28 protein-coding genes are annotated in these 24,725 nt (G+C 48.3%); 23 read left to right on the top strand and 5 right to left on the bottom strand.

Annotated elements, in window-relative coordinates; all coding sequences use genetic code 11:
• Nucleotides 1-151: 151 nt before the first annotated feature.
• The 13 genes from SATMO3_RS25370 to SATMO3_RS25310 all read left to right on the top strand — a co-directional run bounded on the left by SATMO3_RS25370 (nt 152) and on the right by SATMO3_RS25310 (nt 12,583).
• Nucleotides 152-286, top strand: coding sequence for a hypothetical protein (locus SATMO3_RS25370; RefSeq protein ID WP_371372929.1), 135 nt, complete (start codon nt 152-154; stop codon nt 284-286).
• 50 nt (nt 287-336) lie between these two features.
• On the top strand, nt 337-864 hold the full coding sequence (locus tag SATMO3_RS25365; RefSeq protein WP_371372928.1) for a type 1 glutamine amidotransferase domain-containing protein: 528 nt from the start codon (nt 337-339) through the stop codon (nt 862-864).
• 314 nt (nt 865-1,178) lie between these two features.
• The gene (locus tag SATMO3_RS25360) at nt 1,179-2,507 is read left to right on the top strand and encodes an MATE family efflux transporter (protein WP_371372926.1); all 1,329 of its coding nucleotides are present in this window, start codon (nt 1,179-1,181) and stop codon (nt 2,505-2,507) included.
• Between the two features lie 256 nt (nt 2,508-2,763).
• On the top strand, nt 2,764-5,256 hold the full coding sequence (locus SATMO3_RS25355; protein WP_371372924.1) for an ATP-binding protein: 2,493 nt from the start codon (nt 2,764-2,766) through the stop codon (nt 5,254-5,256).
• Nucleotides 5,234-5,995 (top strand): response regulator, encoded by a 762-nt coding sequence (locus SATMO3_RS25350; RefSeq protein ID WP_371372922.1) that lies wholly within the window; start codon nt 5,234-5,236, stop codon nt 5,993-5,995. The genes SATMO3_RS25355 and SATMO3_RS25350 overlap by 23 nt, the downstream gene beginning before the upstream one ends.
• A gap of 84 nt (nt 5,996-6,079) precedes the next feature.
• Nucleotides 6,080-6,310 carry a ferrous iron transport protein A gene (locus SATMO3_RS25345; protein WP_371372920.1) on the top strand — a complete coding sequence of 77 codons (231 nt, stop codon included), beginning with the start codon at nt 6,080-6,082 and terminating at the stop codon, nt 6,308-6,310.
• Nucleotides 6,311-6,325: 15 nt separating this feature from the next.
• Entirely contained in the window at nt 6,326-6,601 is a 276-nt protein-coding gene (locus SATMO3_RS25340) for a ferrous iron transport protein A (RefSeq protein WP_371372918.1), read from the top strand.
• On the top strand, nt 6,564-8,939 hold the full coding sequence (feoB, locus tag SATMO3_RS25335) for a ferrous iron transport protein B (RefSeq protein WP_371372916.1): 2,376 nt from the start codon (nt 6,564-6,566) through the stop codon (nt 8,937-8,939). Before SATMO3_RS25340 ends, feoB begins: the two co-directional genes overlap by 38 nt.
• 19 nt (nt 8,940-8,958) lie before the next feature.
• On the top strand, nt 8,959-9,099 hold the full coding sequence (locus SATMO3_RS25330; protein ID WP_371372914.1) for a hypothetical protein: 141 nt from the start codon (nt 8,959-8,961) through the stop codon (nt 9,097-9,099).
• 87 nt (nt 9,100-9,186) lie between these two features.
• The gene (locus SATMO3_RS25325) at nt 9,187-9,678 is read left to right on the top strand and encodes an HMA2 domain-containing protein (protein ID WP_371372912.1); all 492 of its coding nucleotides are present in this window, start codon (nt 9,187-9,189) and stop codon (nt 9,676-9,678) included.
• A gap of 6 nt (nt 9,679-9,684) precedes the next feature.
• Nucleotides 9,685-10,209, top strand: coding sequence for an HMA2 domain-containing protein (locus SATMO3_RS25320; RefSeq protein ID WP_371372910.1), 525 nt, complete (start codon nt 9,685-9,687; stop codon nt 10,207-10,209).
• Complete coding sequence (locus SATMO3_RS25315) at nt 10,209-12,338, top strand: heavy metal translocating P-type ATPase (RefSeq protein WP_371372908.1); 2,130 nt, start codon at nt 10,209-10,211, stop codon at nt 12,336-12,338. The genes SATMO3_RS25320 and SATMO3_RS25315 overlap by 1 nt, the downstream gene beginning before the upstream one ends.
• Nucleotides 12,339-12,355: 17 nt before the next feature.
• On the top strand, nt 12,356-12,583 hold the full coding sequence (locus SATMO3_RS25310; protein WP_371372906.1) for a hypothetical protein: 228 nt from the start codon (nt 12,356-12,358) through the stop codon (nt 12,581-12,583).
• An 83-nt stretch (nt 12,584-12,666) separates the two neighbouring features.
• On the opposite strand, the gene SATMO3_RS25305 is transcribed toward SATMO3_RS25310, so the two are convergent.
• The 3 genes from SATMO3_RS25305 to SATMO3_RS25295 all read right to left on the bottom strand — a co-directional run bounded on the left by SATMO3_RS25305 (nt 12,667) and on the right by SATMO3_RS25295 (nt 13,942).
• The gene (locus SATMO3_RS25305; protein ID WP_371372904.1) at nt 12,667-13,137 is read right to left on the bottom strand and encodes a hypothetical protein; all 471 of its coding nucleotides are present in this window, start codon (nt 13,135-13,137) and stop codon (nt 12,667-12,669) included.
• Nucleotides 13,138-13,296: 159 nt separating this feature from the next.
• The gene (locus SATMO3_RS25300) at nt 13,297-13,548 is read right to left on the bottom strand and encodes a hypothetical protein (protein WP_371372902.1); all 252 of its coding nucleotides are present in this window, start codon (nt 13,546-13,548) and stop codon (nt 13,297-13,299) included.
• A gap of 193 nt (nt 13,549-13,741) precedes the next feature.
• Nucleotides 13,742-13,942: a hypothetical protein gene (locus SATMO3_RS25295; RefSeq protein ID WP_371372900.1), complete on the bottom strand. Its 201-nt coding sequence runs from the start codon at nt 13,940-13,942 to the stop codon at nt 13,742-13,744.
• 100 nt (nt 13,943-14,042) lie between these two features.
• Between SATMO3_RS25295 and SATMO3_RS25290 the strand changes: the two genes are divergently transcribed.
• The gene (locus SATMO3_RS25290) at nt 14,043-14,336 is read left to right on the top strand and encodes a hypothetical protein (protein WP_371372898.1); all 294 of its coding nucleotides are present in this window, start codon (nt 14,043-14,045) and stop codon (nt 14,334-14,336) included.
• Between the two features lie 79 nt (nt 14,337-14,415).
• A complete protein-coding gene (locus tag SATMO3_RS25285; RefSeq protein ID WP_371372896.1) occupies nt 14,416-15,678 on the top strand; it encodes a purple acid phosphatase family protein in 1,263 nt (420 codons plus the stop codon).
• Nucleotides 15,679-15,814: 136 nt separating this feature from the next.
• On the opposite strand, the gene SATMO3_RS25280 is transcribed toward SATMO3_RS25285, so the two are convergent.
• Nucleotides 15,815-16,297, bottom strand: coding sequence for a CarD family transcriptional regulator (locus SATMO3_RS25280; protein WP_371372894.1), 483 nt, complete (start codon nt 16,295-16,297; stop codon nt 15,815-15,817).
• 161 nt (nt 16,298-16,458) lie between these two features.
• Nucleotides 16,459-17,343 carry a LysR family transcriptional regulator gene (locus tag SATMO3_RS25275; RefSeq protein WP_371372892.1) on the bottom strand — a complete coding sequence of 295 codons (885 nt, stop codon included), beginning with the start codon at nt 17,341-17,343 and terminating at the stop codon, nt 16,459-16,461.
• A 131-nt stretch (nt 17,344-17,474) separates the two neighbouring features.
• Here SATMO3_RS25275 and SATMO3_RS25270 point away from each other — a divergent pair, with 131 nt between their 5' ends.
• The 8 genes from SATMO3_RS25270 to SATMO3_RS25235 all read left to right on the top strand — a co-directional run bounded on the left by SATMO3_RS25270 (nt 17,475) and on the right by SATMO3_RS25235 (nt 24,711).
• Nucleotides 17,475-17,741 (top strand): hypothetical protein, encoded by a 267-nt coding sequence (locus SATMO3_RS25270; protein ID WP_371372890.1) that lies wholly within the window; start codon nt 17,475-17,477, stop codon nt 17,739-17,741.
• A gap of 44 nt (nt 17,742-17,785) precedes the next feature.
• Nucleotides 17,786-17,938 carry a hypothetical protein gene (locus tag SATMO3_RS25265; protein ID WP_371372888.1) on the top strand — a complete coding sequence of 51 codons (153 nt, stop codon included), beginning with the start codon at nt 17,786-17,788 and terminating at the stop codon, nt 17,936-17,938.
• Nucleotides 17,939-18,140: 202 nt separating this feature from the next.
• Nucleotides 18,141-19,511: a uroporphyrinogen decarboxylase family protein gene (locus SATMO3_RS25260; RefSeq protein ID WP_371372886.1), complete on the top strand. Its 1,371-nt coding sequence runs from the start codon at nt 18,141-18,143 to the stop codon at nt 19,509-19,511.
• Nucleotides 19,512-19,551: 40 nt separating this feature from the next.
• A complete protein-coding gene (locus SATMO3_RS25255; RefSeq protein WP_371372884.1) occupies nt 19,552-20,175 on the top strand; it encodes a B12-binding domain-containing protein in 624 nt (207 codons plus the stop codon).
• A gap of 64 nt (nt 20,176-20,239) precedes the next feature.
• Nucleotides 20,240-21,040, top strand: a complete 801-nt coding sequence (locus tag SATMO3_RS25250) for a dihydropteroate synthase (protein WP_371372882.1) — start codon at nt 20,240-20,242, stop codon at nt 21,038-21,040.
• Between the two features lie 454 nt (nt 21,041-21,494).
• Nucleotides 21,495-22,241, top strand: a complete 747-nt coding sequence (locus SATMO3_RS25245) for a GntR family transcriptional regulator (protein WP_371372880.1) — start codon at nt 21,495-21,497, stop codon at nt 22,239-22,241.
• A gap of 2 nt (nt 22,242-22,243) precedes the next feature.
• Nucleotides 22,244-22,879, top strand: coding sequence for a B12-binding domain-containing protein (locus tag SATMO3_RS25240; protein ID WP_371372878.1), 636 nt, complete (start codon nt 22,244-22,246; stop codon nt 22,877-22,879).
• On the top strand, nt 22,846-24,711 hold the full coding sequence (locus SATMO3_RS25235; RefSeq protein ID WP_371372876.1) for an ASKHA domain-containing protein: 1,866 nt from the start codon (nt 22,846-22,848) through the stop codon (nt 24,709-24,711). Before SATMO3_RS25240 ends, SATMO3_RS25235 begins: the two co-directional genes overlap by 34 nt.
• The last annotated feature ends 14 nt before the right edge of the window (nt 24,712-24,725 follow it).

The following is a 24,725-nucleotide window of genomic DNA, read 5'->3' as shown; positions in this document are numbered from 1 at the left end:
AAACAGGAGTTCCGAGCGGATACGTTTAGTCTACGACCGTCCGGTGACGAAATTTGAGAACTTTTGCCAGGCAGCAGTTACATGGGAGACAGGGTTGTGATAAAATAAATTTAGGACAATCCGGGTGGTTGCTGGTGGGAGGAGTGGTATATTGTCTGAATCCAAATTTCGTACCCAGATGCACATGTTTCTCGATATTGTTTTGGATATCATACCCTACTTTATTTTCGGTGTTGGCTCCCTTGGCGTTACTGTACTGGTCTTATATCTTCTTTATCCTAAGTGATCGTAGCTGTGCGATAACGTCAATTAGAAACAGTTAGAGGAGGCTGAATTATGTCAGGGAATCAGAAGAAAGCGCTGCAACTCATTGAACATGATTTTGAGGATTTGGAATTATGGTATCCTGTCCTTAGGTTGAGGGAAGCAGGTCTGACTGTGCATTTGGCAGGAGAGAAGGCTCAGGAAACCTATATTGGTAAATATGGTGTGCCTGCCATAGCCGAATGTAGTTTTTCCGAGGTAAATTCTGCGGACTATGATGCCCTGCTGGTTCCGGGCGGCTGGGCGCCTGACAAGCTGCGCCGCTATCCGGCGGTTTTGGAATTGGTAAAACAGTTTGATGCAGCGCAAAAACCGATCGGTCAAATTTGTCATGCCGGCTGGGTACTTATTTCAGCTAAGATCCTCAAGGGCAAAAAAGTCACCAGTACTCCCGGTATCCGCGACGATATGGAAAACGCCGGTGCTACCTGGCTGGATGAACCGGCCGTTGTGGACGGACATATCATTTCCAGCCGGCGTCCGCCTGATTTACCCCAGTATATGCAGGCTTTTTTAGAGGTCTTGCAGAAAAAGGCCTGAGCCTGGCGAACGATGACTTTTATGAATTAACCTGCCCGAATTGAGCATATATTACAGTATGATTACAAGCCAGTGAAAGGAGGCTAAGAGTGTGAAACGGTGCTGCGCGTTTGTTCCCAATTACGTAAGTTCACCTGTTCGTGCCAGCAGTTTTGCTGTAAATTGGCTAGGTGTGTCCTTTTTTAAACAATTTTATACCGAAAACGCATGCCGGACGCTCTTGGTTTCATGTAAGCCATAAAGGTTTACACTAGTGTTGCATTGTAAAAGACGCCGGTTATGGCGTCTTTTGGTGTTTTTCAGGAGGAAATAAAATGCAACAGATTATTAGTTATCAGGAAGTTGCCAGGCTGGCTTTTCCGCTCATTATTTCGCAAGCCGTCATATTACTCAGCGGCATGATTGATCTTGCTTTTATCGGGCCTTACGGCACAGCAGCCATAGCTGCCGTATCTATAGCTAATGCCCTTTGCGCCACGTTGTTTAATTTCTGCGAAGGCTTCCGGCTTGGCACAACGGTGTTAATTGCCAAAGCTTCGGCGGCAGGTGATAAAAGCAAGGTAACTGCCGTTATCAATAGCGGGTTGTTGCTGGCGGCCCTGATTGGGCTGGTACTCCTTGTCGGCGCTCCGGTTATCAGTAACGCTGTCTACGGTTTTGCCGGCGATCGTCTGGTTGCCGCTCATGGTGTGGATTATCTTAAGGTGTGGTTATGGACGATACCGGTGATATTGTGGAATTATGTACTTGTCGGCTTGTTCCGGGGCTTGAGAGACACAAGAACACCCCTGTACAGCACCCTGGTAATATGCCTGTTAAATATTTTTTTTGCCTATGCATTTGTCTATGGCGGGCTCGGTTTTCCCCGCCTGGGGGTTAAAGGAGCGGCCTGGGCAACTATGCTGGCGAATTTTATAGGCTTGTTGCTATTAATCGGTATGGCAACCGCAAAACCGTTAACAAAACAGTATCTTAGTGTTAAACACTTATGCTGGCGCCAGCTAACCGAATATATTTCCCTGGCAGTCGATGTCGGGCTTAATACCGGCTTCACGCTCCTGGCCTTACTTATTTTTGTCGGTATGATAAAACCGTTGGGAGCCGCAGCTTTAGCAGTACACCAGATTACATTGCAGGTTTTTAATTTTGCGTATCTGCCGGCTGTCGGTTTTTTGATTACCGCCTCCATTCTGGTACCGCGGCTCTTGGAACAAAAGCAGGAGTACCTTGTAATGCCGACAGTAAGCCGGATTGGCAAGCTGAGCTTTGGCGTAATCTTTGTTATAAGCGGGCTTTTATATATTTCAGCACCGGCAGTCAGTAACCTATTTAGCCCTGCCGATAAAACCGTAGCACAGCAAACTGCCCAAGTGCTAAAACTCATTTGTTTTGCGCAACTGTTCTCTTCATTATATATGGTACTGCGGGGAGCGCTCACCGGTTGCAATGATACCCGTTTTATTGTCTGGGAAGGTTTAGGATCAGGTTATCTGGTCTTTTTGCCGCTGGCCTATCTGTTTGCTATTTATCTTGGCTACGGCGTATACGGCGGTTATGTGGCCTTCTTATTATGGTGCATAACAGATTGCTGCCTGCTGGTGTGGCGATTTTATTACCACAGGGGTTGGGGGCAGCGTAACTAATATATAAAGCAAACCGGTCGTAAATATCATAAATTCCTGTGGGATTTCGGTAAGTGAAAGCTTACAGCCTAAAGGGATTTAGTCCTGCTGATAAGCCTGCGGATAGCGGGCAGGCTGGAAAATAATACTTGACACCTTCTGTAATGTTTGCAATAATAGAACCAACTTAGTGATAACAATTATCATTGTCGTCATAGTGAGAATGATAATCATATCCATACCGACAGGTCGCAATTATTAAAGGTGGGACGCAGTAGTGACGATTAAAGCAAGGCTGCTTACGGTTTCCCTGTTATTTGGAATCTTGCCCATTTTAGTTATGTTTGTGGCGGCCAATCAATCCGGGCTGGGCACGAATCGTGAATTCTTCAATACCATGGCGGTTGCGTTAATGGTGACTCTGTTGGCGGGTCTGGTGGCACCCGGTATTATCCGCTACTGGCTTTTTGGCAGTCAGGTGCAGAAAATAAAGGAATTCTGCCAGCAGGTAAAGGCTGGCCGGTATGACGCCTATTTGAATGTTCCCAATGAGAGCAGTGATGATGGCAATGAAAATGAATTAGTAGCCTTGATGCGGGATATGAACTGGATGGTGCACCGGATCAGGATGAATGAGTCTGAACTCAGGCAGGCGGTGTCCAGTCTGGAACAGTCCAGGGCCGAAATACAATCGCAAAAACGCGAATTGGAAGAGGTTAATGCCGAGCAACTTGTTGTTCAACGCCAATTACAAGGGCGGACCCGGGAACTAACGGAAGCCGTCGGCAAGGTACGCAACCTGCTGGACAATGCCGGGCAAGGGTTTCTGTCATTTGGTGAAGACCTTAAAGTGACTGGCGAGTACAGCGCCGAATGTGTCATGCTTTTTAACAAAGAGATCTCCGGTGAGTCTGTTCCGGCGCTTTTTTATCCGGAAGACAAGGGGCAGCAGACCTTCCTGACAGCATTATTCAACAAAATTTTTCAGGAGGAAGATGCTTTCCTGCGGGAAAATTACTTTTCGCTGCTACCGGAAGAATTGGAATTTGACGGCAGTTTCATTCAAATTGCCTACAAACTGATAAATCACCCCATTGATCCTGAACGCAGGGAGATGCTGCTGATTTTGACCGATATTACCCAGCAGCGGGAGATGGAGAAAAAAATTCAAGACGAAAAAAGCGTCCTGACTATGGTAGTCCGGGCAGTGACCCACTACCGGGAATTCAGCAAAGCCATTACCGAGTATGGACTATTCTGCCGGGAAGAACTGCCGGATATGGTATTATCAGCAGAACCGGTACTACAAAAAATAAACGTTATCTTCCGGGCTGTTCATACCTGGAAAGGGACGTTCGGTCAACTGGGCATCCAACGGCTGGCGGCCAGACTGCATGAACTGGAGTCGGCGCTGGCGGCGTTGCGGGAACAAAACGAAAACGGCACGGATCAGTCTGGCTTGGCCGATTGTTTTACTGTGTATTCGCCGGAGGTTTTGACCGGATGGCTGGATGAAGAACTGGAATATCTGAAAAAGGTACTGGGAGAACATTTCTTCCAGACACTGGATACTGTAGTGGTGGAAAACTCAAAGCTGTACCAGCTGGAAGACAAAATTCAACGCCTGCTGGCGCCCTGCCAGGCCCGGACACTCATTGCCGAATTGCGTCAGTTACGCTATAAACCTTTTGGTGATCTATTAGCCATGTACCCTGAATACATAGCCAATGTCGCCGTAAATCAGGGTAAAGAAATTCAGCCTGTGGTGGTTGAAGGCGCCAAGACACTGGTAGATCCGGTAAAATATCATGATTTTGCAAAATCATTGGTACATGTTTTCCGCAATGCGGTGGCGCACGGCCTGGAAGCTCCGGATGAACGCCTGACGGCCGGAAAAGAAATTCAGGGACGGATTGTCTGCCGGATTTCTGAAACGGTTGGTAGTATGGCGGTGACCATTGCTGACGATGGCCGGGGTATTGACCATCACCTTATTAGGCGGTTGGCCGTCGCCAAAGGGATTCTGAGTGAGGCTGCCGCACAACACTTGCCGGACAGCCAAGCCATCCAATTGATTTTTGCCGATGGTTTTTCCAGCGCCGGCGTCGCTGACAGTCTGGCCGGACGAGGGGTAGGGTTATCTGCCGTTAAGGCCGAGCTGGAAAAGCTGGGAGGCCGTATTGAAATTACGACCGAACCGGGAACTGGAACGCAGTTTGCATTTATTTTACCGCTTACAGATTTGGCGGAACGCGGTCCGTTTGATACCTCAAGCTTTGCAGAACTGGTATTAAGTCAGGCAAAAGCTATGCTGCAAGAACAGTTCGCGGTGCAGGCAGACAGTTCTCAGCCGATCAAAGAAGACCGGAATACGGTCAACCTACGCAATATCTCTACTTTTATTGATATCAAGGGCAACTTCCCGGGCCGGCTGATGATAAGCGCTGACGAAACTTTGGTTGAGAGACTTGCTGCTAATTCCGCCGGGAAATACGGCATTGAACAATATGACGAAATATGGATGGAAAGTGTGTTCTCCGAGTTTTTTAATACTATTGTCGGTAATTCCCTGCAGCGGATTCCTGACTGGCAGGAAGCGCTGGATATGGGTACGCCGGTAACCATATGGGCCAAAGGGGCTACGGCTAAATACGCGGATGCCGATATATATTCCTGGCAGTTAACTACCGAATTAGGGGAAGTAAACTTAAGTCTGATTTCGTTTATGAGAAAGGATGGGGAAGAGAATGGCGCGTGTATTAGTTGTTGATGATGCATTGATGATGCGCAAAACAATAGGAACTTTTCTGGCCAAGGCCGGTCATGTGGTAGTGGCTGAAGCGGTTAATGGCGAACAGGCTGTCGAAGCCTATAAAAAACATCGTCCGGACTTGGTAACCATGGATATTACGATGCCGGAAGTTGACGGTATTGACGCTCTGACAAAAATAATGGCATTTGATCCGGGAGCCAGAGTCGTCATGGTAAGTGCTTTGGGTCAAAAACATAAAGTGTTTGATGCATTGCAGAATGGCGCCAAAGGCTATATTTTAAAACCCTTTACCGAAGATAAATTACTCTCGATCCTAAGTGAATTACTGGGGGCAACAAATGCGGGCGGGAACGGGGTGCAGCCGGAGCTGGTGCCGCCAATAGCCCAGGAAGATAAGGATCTTGCCGCCAAACTGCCGTTTGTAATGGAAAAACGGGGAGGCAGCGTGGTTATTAGCACCCTTCAGGAATTTACGCCGCTGGATTTTGGCGATTTAACCAAAGAAGTGGAAGCGCTGCTAGTGAAGCCGTCGACAGAAATTGCGTTTGACTTTACTGTCAGCAATGCTTTGCATAGCAAGACAGCCACGAGTTTCCGGCAAATTATGGAGCGGGTGGTTGAAGCAGGCGGCTTGCTCCGCATTATCTGCCACACGCAGGACTATACTTCGTATTTCCGCAGCGCAATCGTTTTGCACGCAGCAGATTTTGAACTGGTTAAAAAACGCGGTGCCTAATGTAATTTAAACTGGGTCTGTGTCTTTTTATGTTTTTATGATGAGAATAGTTATTACTATCAAGGGAAAAAGGAGAAATGAGGCATGGTTAAATTATTAAGTGAGTTATCGCCGGGAGAAATAGGTACAGTTGCCAAAATCCATGGTACTGGTCCTATCCAGCGCCGTATCATTGATATGGGGGTTGTGGTTGGGTCTAAGGTAGAGGTGCGGAAGTTTGCGCCGCTCGGTGACCCTATGGAAGTCAAGGTGAAAGGTTTTAATCTCTCGTTGCGCAAGGTGGAAGCCCAGAGTATCGAAATTAAGCTAAGCTAATTTAGGAGGATAGTTATGCAGATTGATACTGTCGAAAAAGGACAATTGATGATAGTGACTGCCTTAGGTGGTCCGAGGGAAACGCGAGCGCGCCTTATCGATCTCGGTTTTACGCCGGGTACGCCGATCTGCGTACTAAGCCGCAGTCATGAATCTATTATTGTAAAGGTCCGGGGCGGCCGGATTATGTTAAACAATCTCTTGGCCTCTAATATTGAAGTAGAACAGGGACAGGAAAAAGGAGGATTATATAGTGGTAAATTCCAAAGTAAGTATTGCTTTGGCCGGTAACCCAAATTGCGGAAAATCGACGATTTTTAACAGTGTTACCGGTGCCAGGCAGCATGTGGGCAACTATCCCGGAGTTACCGTGGAAAAAAGGGAAGGGTCCCGCCGTTTTAAGGATAAAGAATTGCTGGTAGTCGACTTGCCGGGGACTTACAGTCTTACGGCCCATTCCCTGGATGAGCTGGTGGCCCGGAATTTTATCGTGCAGGATAAACCTGACGTAATTGTCGATATCTTAGACGCCGGTAATCTGGAGCGTAATTTATATTTGGCGGTGCAGCTGCTAGAGCTTGAACGGCCATTGGTACTCGCATTGAATATGGCTGATGTGGCTGAAAGTTTGGGCATTAAGATCAAAGAGCAGGTATTAAGCGACAGACTGGGAGCTCCGGTCATTCGTACTGTCGGCAACCGGCATACCGGGATAGACGAGCTTTTGGCAGCTGCCGTTAAGGCGGCCGAGGAAAAAACGAGTAAACCCTTTCGCATTGATTACGGTCCTGAGGTCGAAGCCAAAATTACTGAAGTTAGTGCTCTCATGGCGGAAAAGCAGCACAACCTGCACTTTCCCCAAAGGTGGCTGGCTATAAAGCTGCTGGAAAACGACGCCGATATTATTAACTCAGTCAAAGGCTTGGCGGATGGCGATAAAATCATTACGGCGGTTGCTGCCGCCAGACAAAGTCTGCAGGCGATATTTGAAACAGAACCGGAGCTGGCCATTGCTACTCTCCGTTATCAGTTTGTCTCTTCCGTAAGTCAGGAGGTTATTGTAGAAACAAGTGGTGGATTGCTGACAACCTCGGATAAGATTGACAGAGTACTAACCAATCGGATATTGGGTTTACCTATATTCCTGGCACTTATGTGGCTTTTATTCAATACAGTATATACATTGGGCGCCTATCCGCAGGAATGGATAGAAAATGGGGTTACAGCCCTTGGTTCGTATATAGGCGCTTCTATGCCTGACGGCGATCTGAAATCATTGATTGTTGACGGCATTATCGGCGGTGTTGGCGGAGTTATTTCTTTTGTACCTAATATCTTGTTACTCTTTATGGGGATTGCCCTTTTAGAAGGCACTGGCTACATGGCCAGAGCGGCCTTCATTATGGATAGAGTTATGCGCGCCGTGGGCCTGCACGGCAAGTCGTTTATTCCCATGCTCATAGGCTTTGGCTGCAGTGTGCCGGCGGTTATGGGAACCCGTACTCTGGAAAACCCGCGGGACCGGTTTGTGACCATTTTGGTAGCGCCGCTGATGAGCTGCAGCGCCAGACTGCCTGTCTATACGCTGCTGATTGCTGCTTTCTTTAGTACGGAAGTGGCCGGTACTGTACTTTTTTCCATTTACCTTGTAGGCATTTGCCTGGCTATTATTATGGCGCGAATTTTCCGCAGCGTGTTATTTACCGGTGAGTCGGAACCTTTTGTTATGGAATTGCCGCCTTACCGTATACCAACCCTGCAATCCATTCTCATGCATATGTGGGAACGCGCTATGCTGTATCTGAAAAAAGCCGGTACTATCATTATGGCAGTTTCCATTATTGTTTGGTTCTTAGTCAATTATCCCAGCGATGTCAATTATAGCAAAGATTATGCAGAGTTAACGGCTCAGGCTGAAGCCGGTTTCAGCCAACAGGTGGAAGCGGAAATTACCAAACCGCTTAATATCGGTACCATAGAAGAAAATGAAGCTCTAAATACACTGATTGCCGATATGACGGCAATTAATGAAGAATTTGACCAGCAAGCCGAGGAACTCGAAGAAGGAAGTCAGGAATTAGCGGCGCTAACCGCTGCCAAGGAAACCAAGCTGCAGGAACTGGAAGCGGCCAATACCGAACTCTTCCCGCTGGCATCCCGCTATCTGGAACTGAAAGCGGAAAGTGAAGAGCAAGTTACAGTATTGAAAGAAGAGGAAGCCGGTGAAAAACTGGCGCAAAGCTACGCCGGGCAGGTCGGGCATGTTATTGAACCGGTGCTTCGTCCGCTTGGCTGGGATTGGCGTGTCGGCATTGGTTTGATTTCGGCCTTTACCGCCAAGGAAGTTTTAATTAGTACTATGGGCACCGTCTATAATATTGGCGATGCTGATGAAGGTTCGGTTGCGTTGCAGAAGGCCTTGGCCGCCGATGGCAGCCTCACACCGTTATCCGCCTACGCTCTCATGGTGTTTGTGCTTATTTACTCGCCGTGCATGGTGGTGCTGGCTGTTGTAAAACGGGAAACTAATTCCTGGAAATGGGCTGTTTTCAGCTCGGTATATTCAACAGCGTTGGCCTGGTTTATGGCTTTTCTGATCTATCAGGTGGGCAGCTTGCTTGGTTACTAAAGTAAAGGAGTGAGCGAAAATGGAAAAGATGTTTTTAGTTCTGATTGGCATACTGGCATTAGCTTATGTCGGCAGGATTGTCTGGAAGGAAATGAAAGGCGAAAGCCAATGCCATTGCTCCGGTGGCTGCGGCGGCGGTTGTCACAAGCAGGATAATTAGGAGTCGTTAATATACCCGGATTCAAGGCGGGTCAAACATATTATAACTGAGAATGATAGCCACTATACGTATGGAGGAACTGAAAGTATGATGCTAAGGTATGGACGGGTGAATCTGGGAATGGTGTTGTCGCTCTTAAGCAGCCTCTTGTCCCTGCCGTTTGGCAAACGCTATCATGTGGCGCTGGGCGTATGCTTTACACTATTAACAGCTGTTCATACCTGGCAGCATCGTAAACAGTTCGGGCATTATCTGCACAAGGAGAGGCAAAACATGGACTTATTCTCTCTGCCGGAAAGTCTTTTGGGTCCATCGGTCAAGGTTAAAATGTTTATGCAAAAAATTCAGGTGCTTCATTATATCCCCGGGCGCGTTCGGCTCTACTCACAGCATCTGATCAACAATCCAGAGGTAGTCCGCCAGGTAAGACAGCATTTGGAGAGTATGCCGGAAATCCGGGAATTCAAGCTTAACCCGGCTACCGGTTCTCTGCTTATTCAATACTCGCCTGAAGATGTGGCCCGCAATCCTTTTCTACGGGATGTAGAGCAACTGGTGGTCAAACAATATGGAAGGTGATAGAACATGACATATCTTACAGGATTGGCGTTAGGCATTTCCGCCGGGAAAAAAATTCATCAGCTTATGGCAGGCGGAGGCTTTACCCTGCTGCACGCTTTGCCTGGGAGAAGGCGTTACCGGCACGATGACTTGATGCATAACCGGGAACTGGCGCTGGAGTGGGAACAGCATCTGGCCCGGCTTAACGGTATGAGACGGGTTCAGGTAAATGCAGTTACCGGCACTATCTTGCTGGAGTATTCCTGTCAGGAGGAATACATTGATCTGGTCATGGACTATTTACAGCAACTGCACAATTTACCGGCGCCTAATGCGGATTATGGCAAGATTGGCATAAATATTCGCAGTTTATTCCGGCAAATGAACCGGACTTTATTTACTCATACCGGCCGCACCTTCGATTTGCGCACTGTGACGGCGCTGGCGATGCTTGTCAGCGGGGGCGCCAAAATCTGGACCCTTGGTCAGCGTCCTTCCGGCCCGCAGATGGTATGGTGGGCCTACTCGTTGCTGAAAGGGCGGTATTAATGGGGTATCAATATATTACGCTGCCGCTGCCGGCTGCCCTAACTTCCCGCCAAAAGGCGCTGCTGGAAGTTAGTGTCCGGCAGATTCCGGCAGTTGTCAGCGCTTGTGCCAGCGACCGTCACGGCCTGACCATATATTACCAGGGAAACTTGCCGGTGACAGAGATCACGGCCATGATCCGCAAGGTCAGTCCTGACCGGCGGCAAGCCGCTAGGATTTGCTTTAAGTCTGGCAGTGAAGAAACTTCAACTTTTACCGAATACCGGCGGGATGCCATTTTGGCCGGGGCCGGACTACTGGGACTGCAGCTATTACGGATGGCGGTGCCGGGAACTTTCACAACTTTATATCTGGCCCGTAGTGCCTTTGTTTTTTTTATTGCCCGCAAATTCATCGCCAGCGGCGTACGCTCGCTGGTAGTGGAACGGCAGCCTAATGCCGATACTCTTACCACAACGGCGGTAATGGCTTCGATATTGGGCGGCAAGCCGGAATCCAGCCTGACGCTGCTGGCGCTTTCCAATTTCGCCGAGATGCTTACTACCTATACGGCGGAAAGAGCGCGCAAGCATATTTCCAATTTGCTGCAATTGGATCAGCAGTATGTCTGGAAGATAGAAGCAGACGGCCATGAAGTACGGGTTGCTGTGGAAAGTCTGCAGCCAGGCGATAAGGTAGGTGTACACCTGGGCGAGAAAATCTGCGTTGACGGCCGGGTGCTGTCCGGAGCAGCCGCTGTAGACCAATCGTCCATTACCGGCGAATACATCCCGGCTGAAAAAGGTCAGGGAGATTATGTATACGCAGGTACCGTACTGCAAAATGGCTTCCTGGAAATTGTCGTTGAAAAAATGGGTGATGACACTGCGCTGGCCCGGATTGTGCATATGGTCGAAGAGGCGCAGACCCGCCGTGCGCCTGTGCAGAATTTCGCTGACCGTATGGCCAATATGCTTGTGCCGATTTCCTTTATTGCCGCTGGCCTGGTATACGGAGCCACCAAGGACTGGCAGCGGGTACTTAATATGCTGTTTATTGATTTTTCCTGCGGGCTTAAGCTTTCAACGGCTACAGCCATCTCAGCCGCTATAGGCCGGGCGGCCAGCCGGGGCGTACTGGTCAAAGGCGGCAACTATGTTGAGGCGCTGGCAGGCGTCGATACCGTTGTTTTGGACAAGACCGGTACTATTACGATCGGCAAGCCGCAGGTGGTGACTGTCAGAACTACGGCAGGTATTTCCGAGCGTGAACTGCTGCTATTGGCAGCTTCGGCGGAACTCCATTCAGCGCATCCGTTAGCATGCGCTGTGCTGGAACATGTGGAATGCCAGGGCTGGGTTATCCCGCCGCATACTACCACGGAAACTATTGTCGCCAGGGGCATACTGGCAGAAGTCCCCAATTTTGAGGATATTCGCGGCGGAAAGATTCTGGTGGGCAGCTGGCGATTTATGGAGGAGCAGGAGGTCGACTGCCGGGGCTTTGAAGATCAGACAAGCGCTGAACGCGGCTATAATCTGGTTTATGTGGCCCGAGACCGGAATTTACTTGGCGTATTGGTGGTCAGCGATCCTATACGCCCTAATCTCAAAAAGACTATTAATCAATTACGTCGTCAAGGAGTGGACGAAGTCGTCATGCTTACCGGCGATACTGAACTGGTGGCCAAGCATGTGGCCAATGTTCTTGACATTGACGCTTACCATGCCGAGGTGCTGCCGGAGGATAAAGCCACTCTGGTTAACCGGCTGCGGCGGCGGTCGCAGGTGCTGATGGTTGGCGACGGGGTCAATGATGCGCCGGCGCTGGCGTTCGCCGATGTTGGCGTGGCGATGGGCGGCAGGCGTACCGATATTGCTGTCGAATCAGCGGCGATTACTATCAATTCCGAAGATCCGTTAGTATTGTCTGAAGTGGTTACTCTTGGCAAACGAACCATGAAAATTGTCCAGCAAAATTTTACGGCAACCATTGCCGTAAATACGGCCGCTATGCTCTTAGGCGCAATTGGCCGGACTAATCCTATGATCTCAGCTTTGATTCACAATGCAGCCACTATTGGGGTTGTGCTGAACAGCACCCGGATTCTGATGGCCGGGAGAAGGACAAGCAGAGCTTATTACAAATAAGGGGAGGAGGTGAAACTATGTTTACAAGAAGTGATTTTTGGATAGGTCTGGTTGTTGGTACGATCGCCGGCGCATTTGGCTATAAGCTGTTGAGTGAACAACAGGCTATGCGCGCAATGTCGCCGTCAATGCCGATGCCTGCTGCACAAGGGGTGGGCGAAATCCCGGTCGATGAGCTTATGCGTCAAAAAGAACGCTTGGAAGACTTAATTGCAGAGCGTCAGGTAGGTGCGGGTAAAGCATAATTGATAACCGGCAAAAACTGCGTTATATGAACAAAGTCCAACCGCTTATTTATGAGAGGTTGGACTTTGTTTGACTGCAATATTTATCTTTCTATTTTGAAGGTATTGTCGGCAGGATGCCAGCCTTTTTTACCGATAAAGATCTGTTTTTGCGGCATATCTGCTCCGTCCTTGTAGAGGGAAAACTTGACGCTTTCGCCACCACGAACTTTAAAGTCTATTCCATCCAAGCCGCGGTCACTTGCGAAGCGGAAGCGGATGGTTTTTTTGTTACGGTCTACTTTGAGGTAGTCGCCATTCTCCAGGTATCTTTCTTCTACACTATGAAACCGGCCATCTGTTTTAATTACACCGGAGATAACATGCCGGCCCCTGCTGGCAGCGGTAAGATGAAACTCATTGTTGTTATCGTGCCAGACAACAACCCCCTGGGAATAGGCTACGCCAGGCAGATAGGGGGGGCGGCCTTCTGACCGTTCGCTCCAGGCAAAGGCGTTGCCTGTTAACATGACGAGAATAAAAGTGGTTGCGATTAATAACCGTAACTTCTTCATTGCGATAACTCCTTTTGATGGATTTGGTACCATTCTAACCCAAGTTTATGACAAAAATGTGACAACGGTTTTTGCCAGGTCAGGATTCTTTTAAGTACCCGCGTCCATAAGCTGAAAGCTAAGCGGCGTATCCGGTCACGCGGATACGCCGCTTAGCTTTCAAGGAGTTATTTCGTTAATATACCTGAAAATGCCGTCAATAGCCTTCGAATACGTCTTTCCCGCCAGTCCTACAATGAATTGGCAGTCCGTACTATTACATGCGCTTTCACCACTGCAGTATTTTGTTAAGATTTCACTCCTAGGCCGGTTTTCCTGTTTGTCTAAGACATAGGCTGAGAGCTGCTGGGCAACTTCTTTGCCGGTCAGGGAGCAAGTGGTGATTCTATTGATGGTAATGGTTTCACGCATCTGTCATTCCCCCATAAGCATGTTATATTTTTCAAATATAACAAAAAAGCAGTAAGGGAGATAGTCAGTTTATGTTAAAATACGGTTAATTTTATGTTTCCGCAAGTGTATATGTCAGGCCCAAAAAATACCTTGTGCTTCCTACTAAGAGTAAGTACAAGGCATCTCTTGGCCGCAGCCGTTTCTGCTGCTCTTATTTAAACTCGCAAAACTGTGCATCACTAAGATAAATCCAATCATGGCCTACCTTCTGAAATAACCGCAGGCACGCATCATTATCCGATACAACTAATGTAACGGCGTTTGCGGCCAGAGGCGTTTTCTGGGTATTCTTTTCAACTTCTTCAATTACTTTTTTCAGTTGATCCAAATAGAGTGTAAAGGTTCTGTCCATTAGACACCCTCCTGTACTAAAATAAGCTAATGGAATAGGGGCTGGCAAGGTTATCCTATAATCATTATAGCAAAAAACACAGAAGTTTATAATTATTTCGTTGAATAATTCTGCGACAGTTAACTGCAAAAAAATATACGTCACCCAAGGAGTCTTTAAGAATGTAAGAATCTGCCTGTTGTTGACTTTGCCGGAAGGAATATCGGCGCAGAAGATAGTCCTGGCGGCTGAAAAAAGCGGCGTATTGTTAACCCCTGGCACGGCCTTTTTTTCCCGGCAGGCGCCGGACCGCTTTATCCGCTTAAGCTTTGCTGTAGCTTGCTCTGAGGAAATACTGCAGGGAGTTAAGCTGGTGGGGGAAATAATACAAGCCGAACTGGCTAAAATTTATTAAGGCGGGGAGAAATCTTTAGTGGCTTTTCCCACGGCTTTCATACTATAATTTTGCTAGAGAATACAATAGGAGGAACAATATGCAAAAACCGAAGACCGTATTACATATTTTATTTTTGGTTATTGTTCTACTACTCGGAACTTCATCGCCGCTGTTTTCATCCCTGGCGGTCGATGCTGCCGGTACACCGGACCACATTAGACTGACCTGGGCGGCTGAACCTGCTGTAACCCAGACTATAACCTGGCGCACAGGTGCGGCTACCGTCAATGGGCAGGTACAGTATGCCGAGGCAGCTCGCTTTGGGCAATTTCCCCAGAAATCAATCACTGTTTCCGCCGAGGTGGAAGGCCTTACGACAAATTTGGGAGATGTGGCGACACATTCAGTTACGCTGACGGGTCTTAAGCCAGACACGCGCTATGTCTACCGGGTTGGCGGGCCGGAAGAATGGAGTCCGCCGTATTATTTCACGACAGCCCCAGGCACGGTCCGTCCCTTTAAATTCCTTATATTCGGCGACTCGCAGAGTGTAAACTACGGGGTCTGGCGGACAACCGCCTACAATGCCTACCAGACCAACCCCGACGCCGCTTTCTTTACCAACGTGGGTGATCTTGTTGACGTTGGGCAGGATTATGCCCAATGGCAAAGCTGGTTTAACGGCGCCCAGGGGATGATCGAGACAATCCCGGCTATGCCGGTAACCGGCAATCATGAGTGTTATACACCCAGCCGGTCGATGTCCCGGCCTGTGCTGTTTACATCCCAGTTCAAGCTGCCGTTAAATGGCCCGGACGGGTTAAAGGGGCAGGTATACTCCTTTGATTATGCCAATGTGCATTTTGTAATGCTTGACAGCCAGCAAAGCGAGCAGGGGCGATTTATGCCTAACATGCTTGAGGACCAAAAGGTCTGGCTGGAAAAAGACCTGCAGGCTACCCAGAAAAAATGGAAGGTGGTTTTTCTGCACCGGCCATTATATAATAATAAGCCGGGTGAAGGCGATGGTAATATCCGCCGTACGTTTGCCGGAATCTTTGACAAATACCATGTTGATGTGGTTTTTACCGGCCATGATCACGCTTACTCCCGTACTTACCCGCTCTTCGGGGGGCTGAAGGCGGACAGTCCGGCGCAGGGTACGGTATATGTGGCTACAGGCCGCAGCGGTACCAAAACCTACCCGAATATTATCGCTAAAGAGTGGCACGAGTTTTTTTACAATCCAGCCGTTGAACCAAACTATCTGGCAGTCGAAGTGAATGGAAGCTCGCTTAAAGTCAAGGCGTTTAAACAAAGTGGCGATTTGGTGGACGCCTGGGAAATTCATAAGCAATAAAGAAAAACAGGACCGAAACGGCAATTGCCCATTTTCGGTCCTGTTTCTTTATCCTGATAGAAAGTATAGCTTCCGCCTGGATAAGGGCACATCGGCCGTCACCTTCGTCAAAGACTCGGTGCAAGCCGTGTTTGCTTTATTCGGCGCTGAACATTTTGTCCAGTAAGTTAGAGGCCTGATCGTGAGGAATACCTTTTACAAGCACAACCTCACTAATTAAAATCTGCCGGGCGTTATCAAGCATGTTTTTATCTGCCATGCCCAGTTTCCGCTTGGTTTTGATCCTGAGCAGATCCCGTATGACCTCAATTTCCTCATGGATGTTGCCGCTCTTTATTTTGCTTAAATTCAAGCGTTGTCTTTGAGTATCGTTCATTGCTGTATCTGTTTCGCCGTCGTGAAAAGAACTAAGCACTGCATCGAGTTTGTCGGGGTCTACGACTGGACGCATTCCGAGCTTCTCCGTCTTGTCAAAGGGGAGCATTACCTGCATGTTCCTGTGAGGTATATTTACAACATAGTATAGTTGCGTTTGCCCGAAGACTTCTTTTTCTTCGATCTTCTCAATAATACCTCCACCATGCATAGGGTAGAAAATCTTATCACCAATTTGAAACATGAAGTCACCCCCTAGTTCCGATACTGTACAGTATACCACATTATTATATAAATATCAACTAAAGCAATTATTATATCACCGGGATTAAATCACGTCAATATATTATGAAAATTTTACTGTCAAAATTCAGAAATGACGCATAATTTCTTGTGGTATGTTTATTAGTCTTTGGATTGGAGCTCGGTTTTGGTGATAAAGTTAATAAAGGCTTTGGCTGCATTAGACAGATAGCGGTTTCGATTCCAGGCCAGAACAATTTCAAAATAGATGGGCTCGGCCAAAGGACGGCTTTGTATGGTTGGATGACGCTTGGTGATAGCATCAAACAGGAAGGCAACCCCTACCCGCTGTTCGATCAAACCAATAATCGTTTCAATTTGACTTGAGGAAAAAACAATATTGGGGCTAAACTGGAGTTTTTCACATTCTGTCATGATAATTTTCCTGATAGAGGTATCTTCTTTTAAAAGAATAAAGGGCTCTGTGCTAAGTGCGCTGAAAGGGATGCTTGGTAACTTGACAAGTGGGTGGGCGGGGTGCAGGCATACCCGAATTTGTCCTGAAGTGATGGGGAGAAGCTCCAGTGAGGGGGAAGTGGTTGATTTCGTAATAATGCCGATATCAATTTTTCCTTGTTCGATAAGTTTTTGTACCGATAAGGAACCGCCCTCGATGGCGCTCAGTTCCAGCAGTGGGTACTGCTGACGGAACTGGGCAAAAATGTAGGGAAAGAGAAAAGCTCCAATCATGGGGGGAATGCCAATCTTGATAGAGCCCTTTTGCAGCAGGCGTAAATCTCTCATTTCTGTAACCGAATCGTAGATACGGGTAAGAATTTCATTTACTCGCTGAAAAAAAACCAGGCCTTCGGAGGTGAGGATAATTTGCCGTTGACTGCGGTCAAACAGCTGCACACCAAGTTCCTCCTCTAGCTTTTGAATGGCGATGGAGACAGAGGGCTGTGCCACGTTTAGCTGTTCTGCCGCTTTGGAAATGCTTTTTAAACGGCTGGCCATTTGAAAGTATTCTAATTGTCGTAAATCCATGAATATCTCCTTGTATAGTTTTTATATATGTTAAAATAGAAAATCAATATTTTTAATTTATATATATTAAGGCTATAATATAGTCAAACGACAGGTTTGCCAACCGGCAATACAATAAGGAGGAAAAGAAGATGGAAAGACAAGGTAATCCAGGAATCATAAATGATACCAATACCTTTTTTGATACAAAAACAGAAGAACAATACACCGATGGCTTCTTTGGGAAAAAGCATATGGTGGCGCTGGCGGAGGCTGAGACCTTGCTGCGGCCTGAATATCATAACAGTATTATGGATAGCCTCAACTGCGGTAAACTAAGCAAGCTGATTTATTTTCTTAAAAGCGGGAGCGCCTATATCTTATTGTACTATACTTATGTGGCAAGTGTAGTAAATTAGTAAAAGTTTTCTTCGATTACTCTTATAGGAGAGGAGCAGACAGAATGAATAATAAGACGATAAGTATCAAGCTAATACTGGAAAAAATGCAGGATGACACTAATTGCGGCAAACTTCGAAAACTAATTTTAACACGATATTCAATTCTGGGAGGCTATCGCTGTGAGATTCTTGATTGGGACGAAATCTATATTTAAGAGTAGAGCCTGAACCTTGGTAAAGATGCCGGTTCAGGTTATTTTTTTGTCTTTGATTGACGGAATCAAAAAAAGATTAAAAATAATTAGATAAGTCTGAAGGATTTTATGGATAGATATAGAATACAACTTGTGTAGACAAGTACGCAACTATTCAATGTCAATTGCCCTGCTATAAAATAAAAGAAAAGAGGGAAACCAAATGTCAACAGAAATTCAAAAGTTGTATGACGAAAGACTGGGCCGGTACCAGGCAACTATTGCATTAGAACCAACTGACAGAATTCCTATTGCCTCGGGTTCTTGCTATCTTGCTGAAGTATACTCCGGCGCTACCAACCAGGATATTATCTATGATCCTGCTAAGTGGCTGCAGGCCGAGATGGCCTTTATCAAAGATTTTCCGGAAGTGGATGCGCTGAGGGATAACCGGGTCTGGGCGCCGCTCTATGATGCTGTAGGCTGCAAGACGTACAAGCTGCCTGGCCGTGATTTGCCTGCTACCCAGCAATTCCAGTTTGTTGAGGAAGAATATATGCAGGCCGATGAGTACGAATTTTTAATCAAGAATCCCGGTGCATTTATGTTGGAGAAGTTTTTACCAAGGGTGCTTGGTGAATATGGCGGGCAGGATGCCAATCGTTCGCATATGGCCTTCCTGAAAGCTGGCATGGCTTCGCAAATGATGGCTGATATTATGCGCAACCGTTCCATCCAATTGCAGACTGTGTGCGGTATGCCGCAGCCAACCACCGGTGCGTTTGTCGCTCCCTTTGACGTGCTGGGCGATGTGCTGCGCGGCTTGAAGGCCGCATTAATGGATACCTACCGCCGGCCTAAGCTGGTGTTGGAAGCCTGCGATGTGCTTGTCGACATTATGGTGCGGTTTGCGCTCTCGACAGCCGATCCGCTGAGACGTTATCCCATCTTTGTTCCGACTCATAAAGCCTGCTTTATGTCACCTAAACAGTTTGATACCTTTTACTGGCCATCCTTTAAGCGGGTATTGGAAAGATTAATTGATGCCGGCTACACGGTACGGGCTTACCTGGAGGGTGACTGGAGCCAGCATTGGCACCACTTTAATGAGCTGCCCAAAGGAAAAGTATTGTGTGATATTGATACCCAGGGCGATATCTTTAAAGCCAAAGCCGATTTTGGTCAGCAACAGGCTATTTCCGGCGGCATTCCTGATTCCACCTTTATCCTGGGAAGCACCGCGGAAGTAACTGAACGGGTTCAGCATTTATGCGAAACAGTTGGCAAAGGCGGCGGCTTTATTATTAACGGCGGCTGCAATATTCCGTATGACACCAAGCCGGAAAACTTCCGGGCTATGATTGACGCCATTATGAAATACGGTTGGTATGATAAGAATATTAAACCTGTACCGAAAGCTGCACCTGAACCCAGGGCGGCTATTGATGCCCTTGCCAAACAGTATCGCGTTACTCCCTGGGAAGTCAGAAGCAAGGAAATCGGCGGCGTAATGGGTAACGAGGCCCTGATTCAAAAGCCGTGGGATAACCTGGAGGCTATGGCCTTTAACTGGCTCTGGACCTGGTCAATGTAAAAAGAATAGATGTAAAAATACAACAACGGAGGGGTACATCATGGGACAAATAGCAGAAGCGTTGCGTGATCTTGATGAGGAGAGAGTAAATGAATTAGTGGATGAGGCGGCTAAAAGCGGTCAGTCAGCCCTGGCGATTATCGGCGAATGCAATGCCGGTATGGTGGCTGTCGGTGATTTGTTTTCTCAAAACCAGTATTTCTTGAGTGAGCTTATTTATTCAGGAGAAATTCTTACCGGTGTGATGACCAAACTTGAGCCGCTGCTGCAGGGAACCAGCGCCGCCGAATCCGCCGGCAAAGTAATTGTCGGGACCGTAAAAGGCGATATCCACGATATCGGTAAAAACATTGTCATCAGCCTGCTGCGCGGCTCAGGCTTCGAAGTAATCGATATGGGCGTTGACGTGGCTACCGAAGAATTTGCCAAGAAAGTCGCGGAAACTGGCGCCAAGGCGCTGGGTTTATGCGCACTCTTGAACTTTACTTATCCGGAAATGAAAACGGTTGTCGAGTCACTGCAGGCAGCCGGGATAAGAAATTCTGTACAGGTTATCATTGGCGGCGCTCCCTGCAACGACCAGGTACGGGAATATGCCGGCGCTGATTTTTATGCACCCGATGCCCTGGCTGCCGTCAATATCTGCAAAAAGATTTACCAGTAAGTATTTTAACAGGCAATCATGCGGCAAAGCCGGCTGATTGCAATTATAAAGGGAGGTTACGCGCTTGATTATTATCGGTGAAAAAATAAATTCCACCAAAAAGTCAATTGCGAAAGCTGTTATCGAGCGGGATGCCGCATACATTCAGGAGGAAGCGCGCAAACAACAGGCGGGTGGAGCCACTATCCTTGATGCGAACTGCGGCACGCTGGATGCCGCTGTGGAGCCGGAAGCCCTGGAATGGCTTGTCCAGACCATTCAGGCCGCTGTTGACTTGCCACTGTGCATTGACAGCCCAAATCCGGCCGCGCTGGCGCGTGGTCTGGCAGTATACAAGGGAAAACCCCTGATTAACTCTATCAGCGGCGAAACTGAACGATTCAAGCAGGTATTGCCGCTGGTAAAGCAGTACAATGCGGCGGTTGTTGCCTTATGCATGGATGACCGGGGGATTCCGGCGGTTTTTGAAACATCGGCTGAAGTCGGGGTTAAGCTGGTACAGGATCTTCTCAATGAGGGAATTGCCGTAGATGATATTTACTTTGATCCGCTGCTCAGGGCAATCGCCACTGATACGGCGGCGGCGACAGACTGCTTTAAACTTATGGCGCTGATTGCGAATAAATTCCCTGGTATTCATATTACTTGCGGCTTAAGCAATGTATCGCACGGCTTGCCGGAAAGAAAACATTTAAACCGGGCATTTATGGTACTGGCTATGGAGCATGGCATGGATGCGCCGATTATTGATCCTACCGATCCGGTAGCTATGGCGCTGGTATATGCCGCCAACACCCTGCTCAATAAAGATAAACGCTGCATCCAATACACTCGTGCTTACCGCCAGGGCAAACTAACAATCTAATTTTATCCGTCGACTAACCTTCAGATGGGGCTAAAACCCCACCTGAAATTAAGTCTGCTTTATAGCTTTGCATTTGTTCAAAGGTGTTTATGGAAGGGGCTGATCTGAACCATTTGGATCAACCCTTCCGGTCTAAGGAGGGCCAGCAATGGTTGGCCACGTCCAAAAAGAAGACTACAGTCAATAACGCTAGGCAGTACTGGCTCTTAGGCTTGCCAGCTTTGTGCTGACATTACTGACGTCGGCTCGCAGGTTACATTGCCTATGCTCAATATGGCCGGCTTTGTGTATGGTTTTTGCCCGTCATGCGCCAGTCAGCGTAGAAGGCAGGAATATAAGGAAGAAATTTACTTAAATTGCGGTATAAGGATATTGTTGAGAAGGGAAAAATTCTGTGGCGTAGAATTGAGATAAATATCAATGAAGCTTATCGTAAGGTGGATTGCAGTACTATATGGATAGGATCAACAAAAATTCTTTTACACCGCCCTTCTATCAATTAGCCACAATATTAGAGAAAAAGATATTGGGCGGGGAGCTTAAACCGGGAGAGCCGCTGCCGTCAGAGAATGATCTTGGCCGCGAATATGAACTGAGCCGGACGACTGTCCGTAAATGCCTGAGCCTGTTGGCTGAGCGGGGATTAATCAGTGCGCAGCAGGGGCGCGGTACTTTTGTTTCCCGGCCGTCGCTGGATCGGGCCCTGTTTGTTATGGAAGAATTTAATGTGCATATGGCCCAGGAGGGCAAACAAACAGGCCAGCGGCTGATTCATGTCCGGTTTCGTAAGGAGCTTCCTGAATTTGCGCTGAATTTGGGTATGACAACCGATGATGGTATTTTGTATTACTGCCGGCTGTTATTGGCCGACGAGGAGCCAGTTGCTGTGGAGCATAAATATATGCGCTACAAGAAAGGCCGGCCAATTTTGGAAAACGAGTTTCAATATAAGGCCTTTTCCGAGATTATTGCCATTCATACCGACTTTTTGCCGGTGAGAAGTCAGGCAACCCTAACGGCCGAGAGTGCGGCCGATTTTGACGCAAGATTCTTGCAAATAGCGGCAGGTACGCCTGTGCTAAAACTGCAGCAGGTTCTCTACACCGGTGACAACAAACCGGTTGGTATTGGGGTTTTTTATTATCGTCATGACAGATATTCCTTAGTCTCAGATATCCAACCGCTGAAGGGGGAACGATAAGCTTGTTAGAACTTCTGGCCAATGCCATTAGTGAGCTTGATGAACCGCTCGCGCTCGACCTGGTCAAAAAAACTCTGGATTCTGACATTTCACCTTTGGATATTGTCGAGGAATGCCGCGCCGGTTTAGTCGCCGTAGGGGAACGGTATTCCCGCGGCGAATATTTCTTAGGTGATTTAATCCTATCCTCAGAGATTTTTTCGCAGATTATGGAGTTGATTGGGCCGGTGGTAGAGACAGCGGAAAAGAAACCGGTCATTGGTAAGATTGTTTTTGGCACAATTGAAGGCGATATTCACGATATTGGTAAAAATCTGGTAGGCTCCTTACTACGCTGCTATGGTTTTGAGGTCTATGACCTGGGCGTGGATGTGCCGCCTGATAAATTCATGCTGGCGCTTACGGAATCAGGCGCCTCTATATTATGTTTGTGTACACTGCTTTCACCCGGTTTTGAGGCGTTAAAACGGACGATTCAATTGGTGCGCCTTATTGAACGCAACTCCAGGGTAAAAATTCTCATCGGCGGCCTAGTCAACGAAAAAGTACGGGAATATACCGGTGCGGACGCCTGGGTTGACGATGCGCGGCGGGGAGTGGAGATATGTCTGAATTGGAGCAAAGAAACAGCCAGATAATTCTCGAGTTTCAGCCTGCCGGCAAACGGGTGCAGGCCTTCGCCGGCCAGACCATTCTGGAAGCGGCGCAGGGACTGGATTTATTTGAAGATGGCATAAATGCCCCGTGCGGTGGCCAGGGACTATGTGGCCGGTGTCTGGTGCGGCTGGTACAGGGGGAATTATCGCCGCCGACAGTCCTGGAAGAGCAAAGGATCACCGGCGAACGCCTGGCGGCGGGGTATCGCCTGGCCTGTCAGGCTAAGCTGGCCGGTTTCTGCAAAATTGAGATTCCGGCATCGTCTGTGATTGGCCGGCAGCAACTGCAGGTGGACGGCAACCGGCCGGCTTTTATTCCGGACTGTCCCAGTAAGCGGTATAGTATTTCCGGTTTGCGTCCGGCAAGCATCCGGTATCCCTATTCTTTGTGGGGGCAGCTTATAAAAGGTCTCGAGGAGCAGCACGGGCTGACAGGTATCAAAGTTGACCTGGATGTGCTACGGCGCATTGACCCGATCGTAGCTGATGAGTCAATGGCCGTCACTGTTTTTCAGAATCGAATTGTGGATGTGGGTACACCGCAGGCAGCTTGTGAACCGCTTGGACTGGCCGTAGATCTGGGAACAACCAAAATTGCGGCTTTTCTTATGCGTCTGGATACCGGAGAAATGCTGGATTCCGAAGGCCTGTTAAATCCGCAGATCGCCTTTGGGGAAGATCTCATGAGCCGGCTTGCTTATGCCATCGGCGATAAGAAACAAGTCGGCCAGATGGCCGCTGCCGCTGCCGGCGGTATCAATGAGCTGGCGGCAATACTGGCCAACAGGCAGGGAGTGGAAGTTGCCCGGATTAGCCGGGCGGTGATTGTCGCCAACACGGCTATGCATCATTTATTACTGGGTTTGCCTGTCAGACAACTCGCATTTTCGCCTTATGTTCCGGCAGCTGTTCTGCCTGTTGAGACTATGGCCGAAAGACTTGGTCTTAATTTGGGCAGTCAGGCTCAGGTTTATATGATGCCGCCGGTAGGCGGTTTTGTCGGCGGCGATCATGTGGCTATGATTCAGGCCAGCGGTATTGCTGAGGCAGACGGGATTGTGCTGGGCATTGATATTGGCACAAATACCGAAATTGTTTTAGCCGTTAACGGCAGGATGGTTTCCTCCTGTTCCTGCGCTTCCGGACCGGCCTTTGAAGGGGCGCACATCAGTCAGGGAATGCGGGCCGTTAATGGCGCCATCAGTGAGGTAAACTTCAGACAGCAGGGGCAGGAGGTGCTTTGGCGGACAATTGGCAATTACCCGCCCATTGGTTTATGTGGATCCGGTCTTATCGACCTGATTGCCGAACTCCATCAGGCGGGTGTTATTGCGCCTAACGGCAGGCTCAATCCTGCCCATTGCCGCGTTCGGACAGAAGAAGGCCAGGCGCCTGAATTTGTGGTTGTTGAAAGGCCGGCGAGCGGCTGTGAGCGGGATATTGTCCTTACTCAGAAAGATATTGGTGAAATTCAACTGGCAAAAGCAGCTATCGCCAGCGGCGTCAGTATATTGCTAAGCACACTGGGAGTAGAGCTTTCGGCAGTCGACAAGGTCGTTATTGCCGGGGCTTTTGGGTCTTTTCTGCGCTTGGAAAGCGCCATTGCCATCGGTATGCTGCCTGATTTGCCGCTGGAACGATTCACCCAGGTCGGCAATGCGGCCGGTGTCGGCGCTTGTATGACGCTGGTTTCAGACAGCGAACGCCGGCGAGCCGAAAGTCTCGCCGGCAAGATTGAGCATTTGGATCTGGCTGTACTGCCTGCGTTTAAAAGAGAATTTGCCAAAGCGTTAAAGTTCCCGTGCTTGCGGTAATAGAGGAGGGCAAT

Origin of the sequence: Sporomusa aerivorans (genome assembly GCF_041428895.1) — a bacterium.
GTDB lineage: Bacteria > Bacillota > Negativicutes > Sporomusales > Sporomusaceae > Sporomusa > Sporomusa aerivorans.
Note: the sequence above shows the minus strand (reverse complement) of the source record. Positions and strands in the feature narration are given on the sequence as shown.

Bases quoted from the DNA above. Each gene is read 5' to 3' on its own strand.
- SATMO3_RS25365 (WP_371372928.1), top strand. From the start codon at position 337: ATGTCAGGGAATCAGAAGAAAGCGCTGCAACTCATTGAACATGATTTT.
- SATMO3_RS25360 (WP_371372926.1), top strand. From the start codon at position 1,179: ATGCAACAGATTATTAGTTATCAGGAAGTTGCCAGGCTGGCTTTTCCG.
- SATMO3_RS25350 (WP_371372922.1), top strand. From the start codon at position 5,234: ATGGCGCGTGTATTAGTTGTTGATGATGCATTGATGATGCGCAAAACA.
- SATMO3_RS25345 (WP_371372920.1), top strand. From the start codon at position 6,080: ATGGTTAAATTATTAAGTGAGTTATCGCCGGGAGAAATAGGTACAGTT.
- SATMO3_RS25340 (WP_371372918.1), top strand. From the start codon at position 6,326: ATGCAGATTGATACTGTCGAAAAAGGACAATTGATGATAGTGACTGCC.
- SATMO3_RS25330 (WP_371372914.1), top strand. From the start codon at position 8,959: ATGGAAAAGATGTTTTTAGTTCTGATTGGCATACTGGCATTAGCTTAT.
- SATMO3_RS25325 (WP_371372912.1), top strand. From the start codon at position 9,187: ATGATGCTAAGGTATGGACGGGTGAATCTGGGAATGGTGTTGTCGCTC.
- SATMO3_RS25320 (WP_371372910.1), top strand. From the start codon at position 9,685: ATGACATATCTTACAGGATTGGCGTTAGGCATTTCCGCCGGGAAAAAA.
- SATMO3_RS25315 (WP_371372908.1), top strand. From the start codon at position 10,209: ATGGGGTATCAATATATTACGCTGCCGCTGCCGGCTGCCCTAACTTCC.
- SATMO3_RS25310 (WP_371372906.1), top strand. From the start codon at position 12,356: ATGTTTACAAGAAGTGATTTTTGGATAGGTCTGGTTGTTGGTACGATC.
- SATMO3_RS25305 (WP_371372904.1), bottom strand. From the start codon at position 13,137: ATGAAGAAGTTACGGTTATTAATCGCAACCACTTTTATTCTCGTCATG.
- SATMO3_RS25300 (WP_371372902.1), bottom strand. From the start codon at position 13,548: ATGCGTGAAACCATTACCATCAATAGAATCACCACTTGCTCCCTGACC.
- SATMO3_RS25295 (WP_371372900.1), bottom strand. From the start codon at position 13,942: ATGGACAGAACCTTTACACTCTATTTGGATCAACTGAAAAAAGTAATT.
- SATMO3_RS25285 (WP_371372896.1), top strand. From the start codon at position 14,416: ATGCAAAAACCGAAGACCGTATTACATATTTTATTTTTGGTTATTGTT.
- SATMO3_RS25280 (WP_371372894.1), bottom strand. From the start codon at position 16,297: ATGTTTCAAATTGGTGATAAGATTTTCTACCCTATGCATGGTGGAGGT.
- SATMO3_RS25275 (WP_371372892.1), bottom strand. From the start codon at position 17,343: ATGGATTTACGACAATTAGAATACTTTCAAATGGCCAGCCGTTTAAAA.
- SATMO3_RS25270 (WP_371372890.1), top strand. From the start codon at position 17,475: ATGGAAAGACAAGGTAATCCAGGAATCATAAATGATACCAATACCTTT.
- SATMO3_RS25265 (WP_371372888.1), top strand. From the start codon at position 17,786: ATGAATAATAAGACGATAAGTATCAAGCTAATACTGGAAAAAATGCAG.
- SATMO3_RS25260 (WP_371372886.1), top strand. From the start codon at position 18,141: ATGTCAACAGAAATTCAAAAGTTGTATGACGAAAGACTGGGCCGGTAC.
- SATMO3_RS25255 (WP_371372884.1), top strand. From the start codon at position 19,552: ATGGGACAAATAGCAGAAGCGTTGCGTGATCTTGATGAGGAGAGAGTA.
- SATMO3_RS25245 (WP_371372880.1), top strand. From the start codon at position 21,495: ATGGATAGGATCAACAAAAATTCTTTTACACCGCCCTTCTATCAATTA.
- SATMO3_RS25235 (WP_371372876.1), top strand. From the start codon at position 22,846: ATGTCTGAATTGGAGCAAAGAAACAGCCAGATAATTCTCGAGTTTCAG.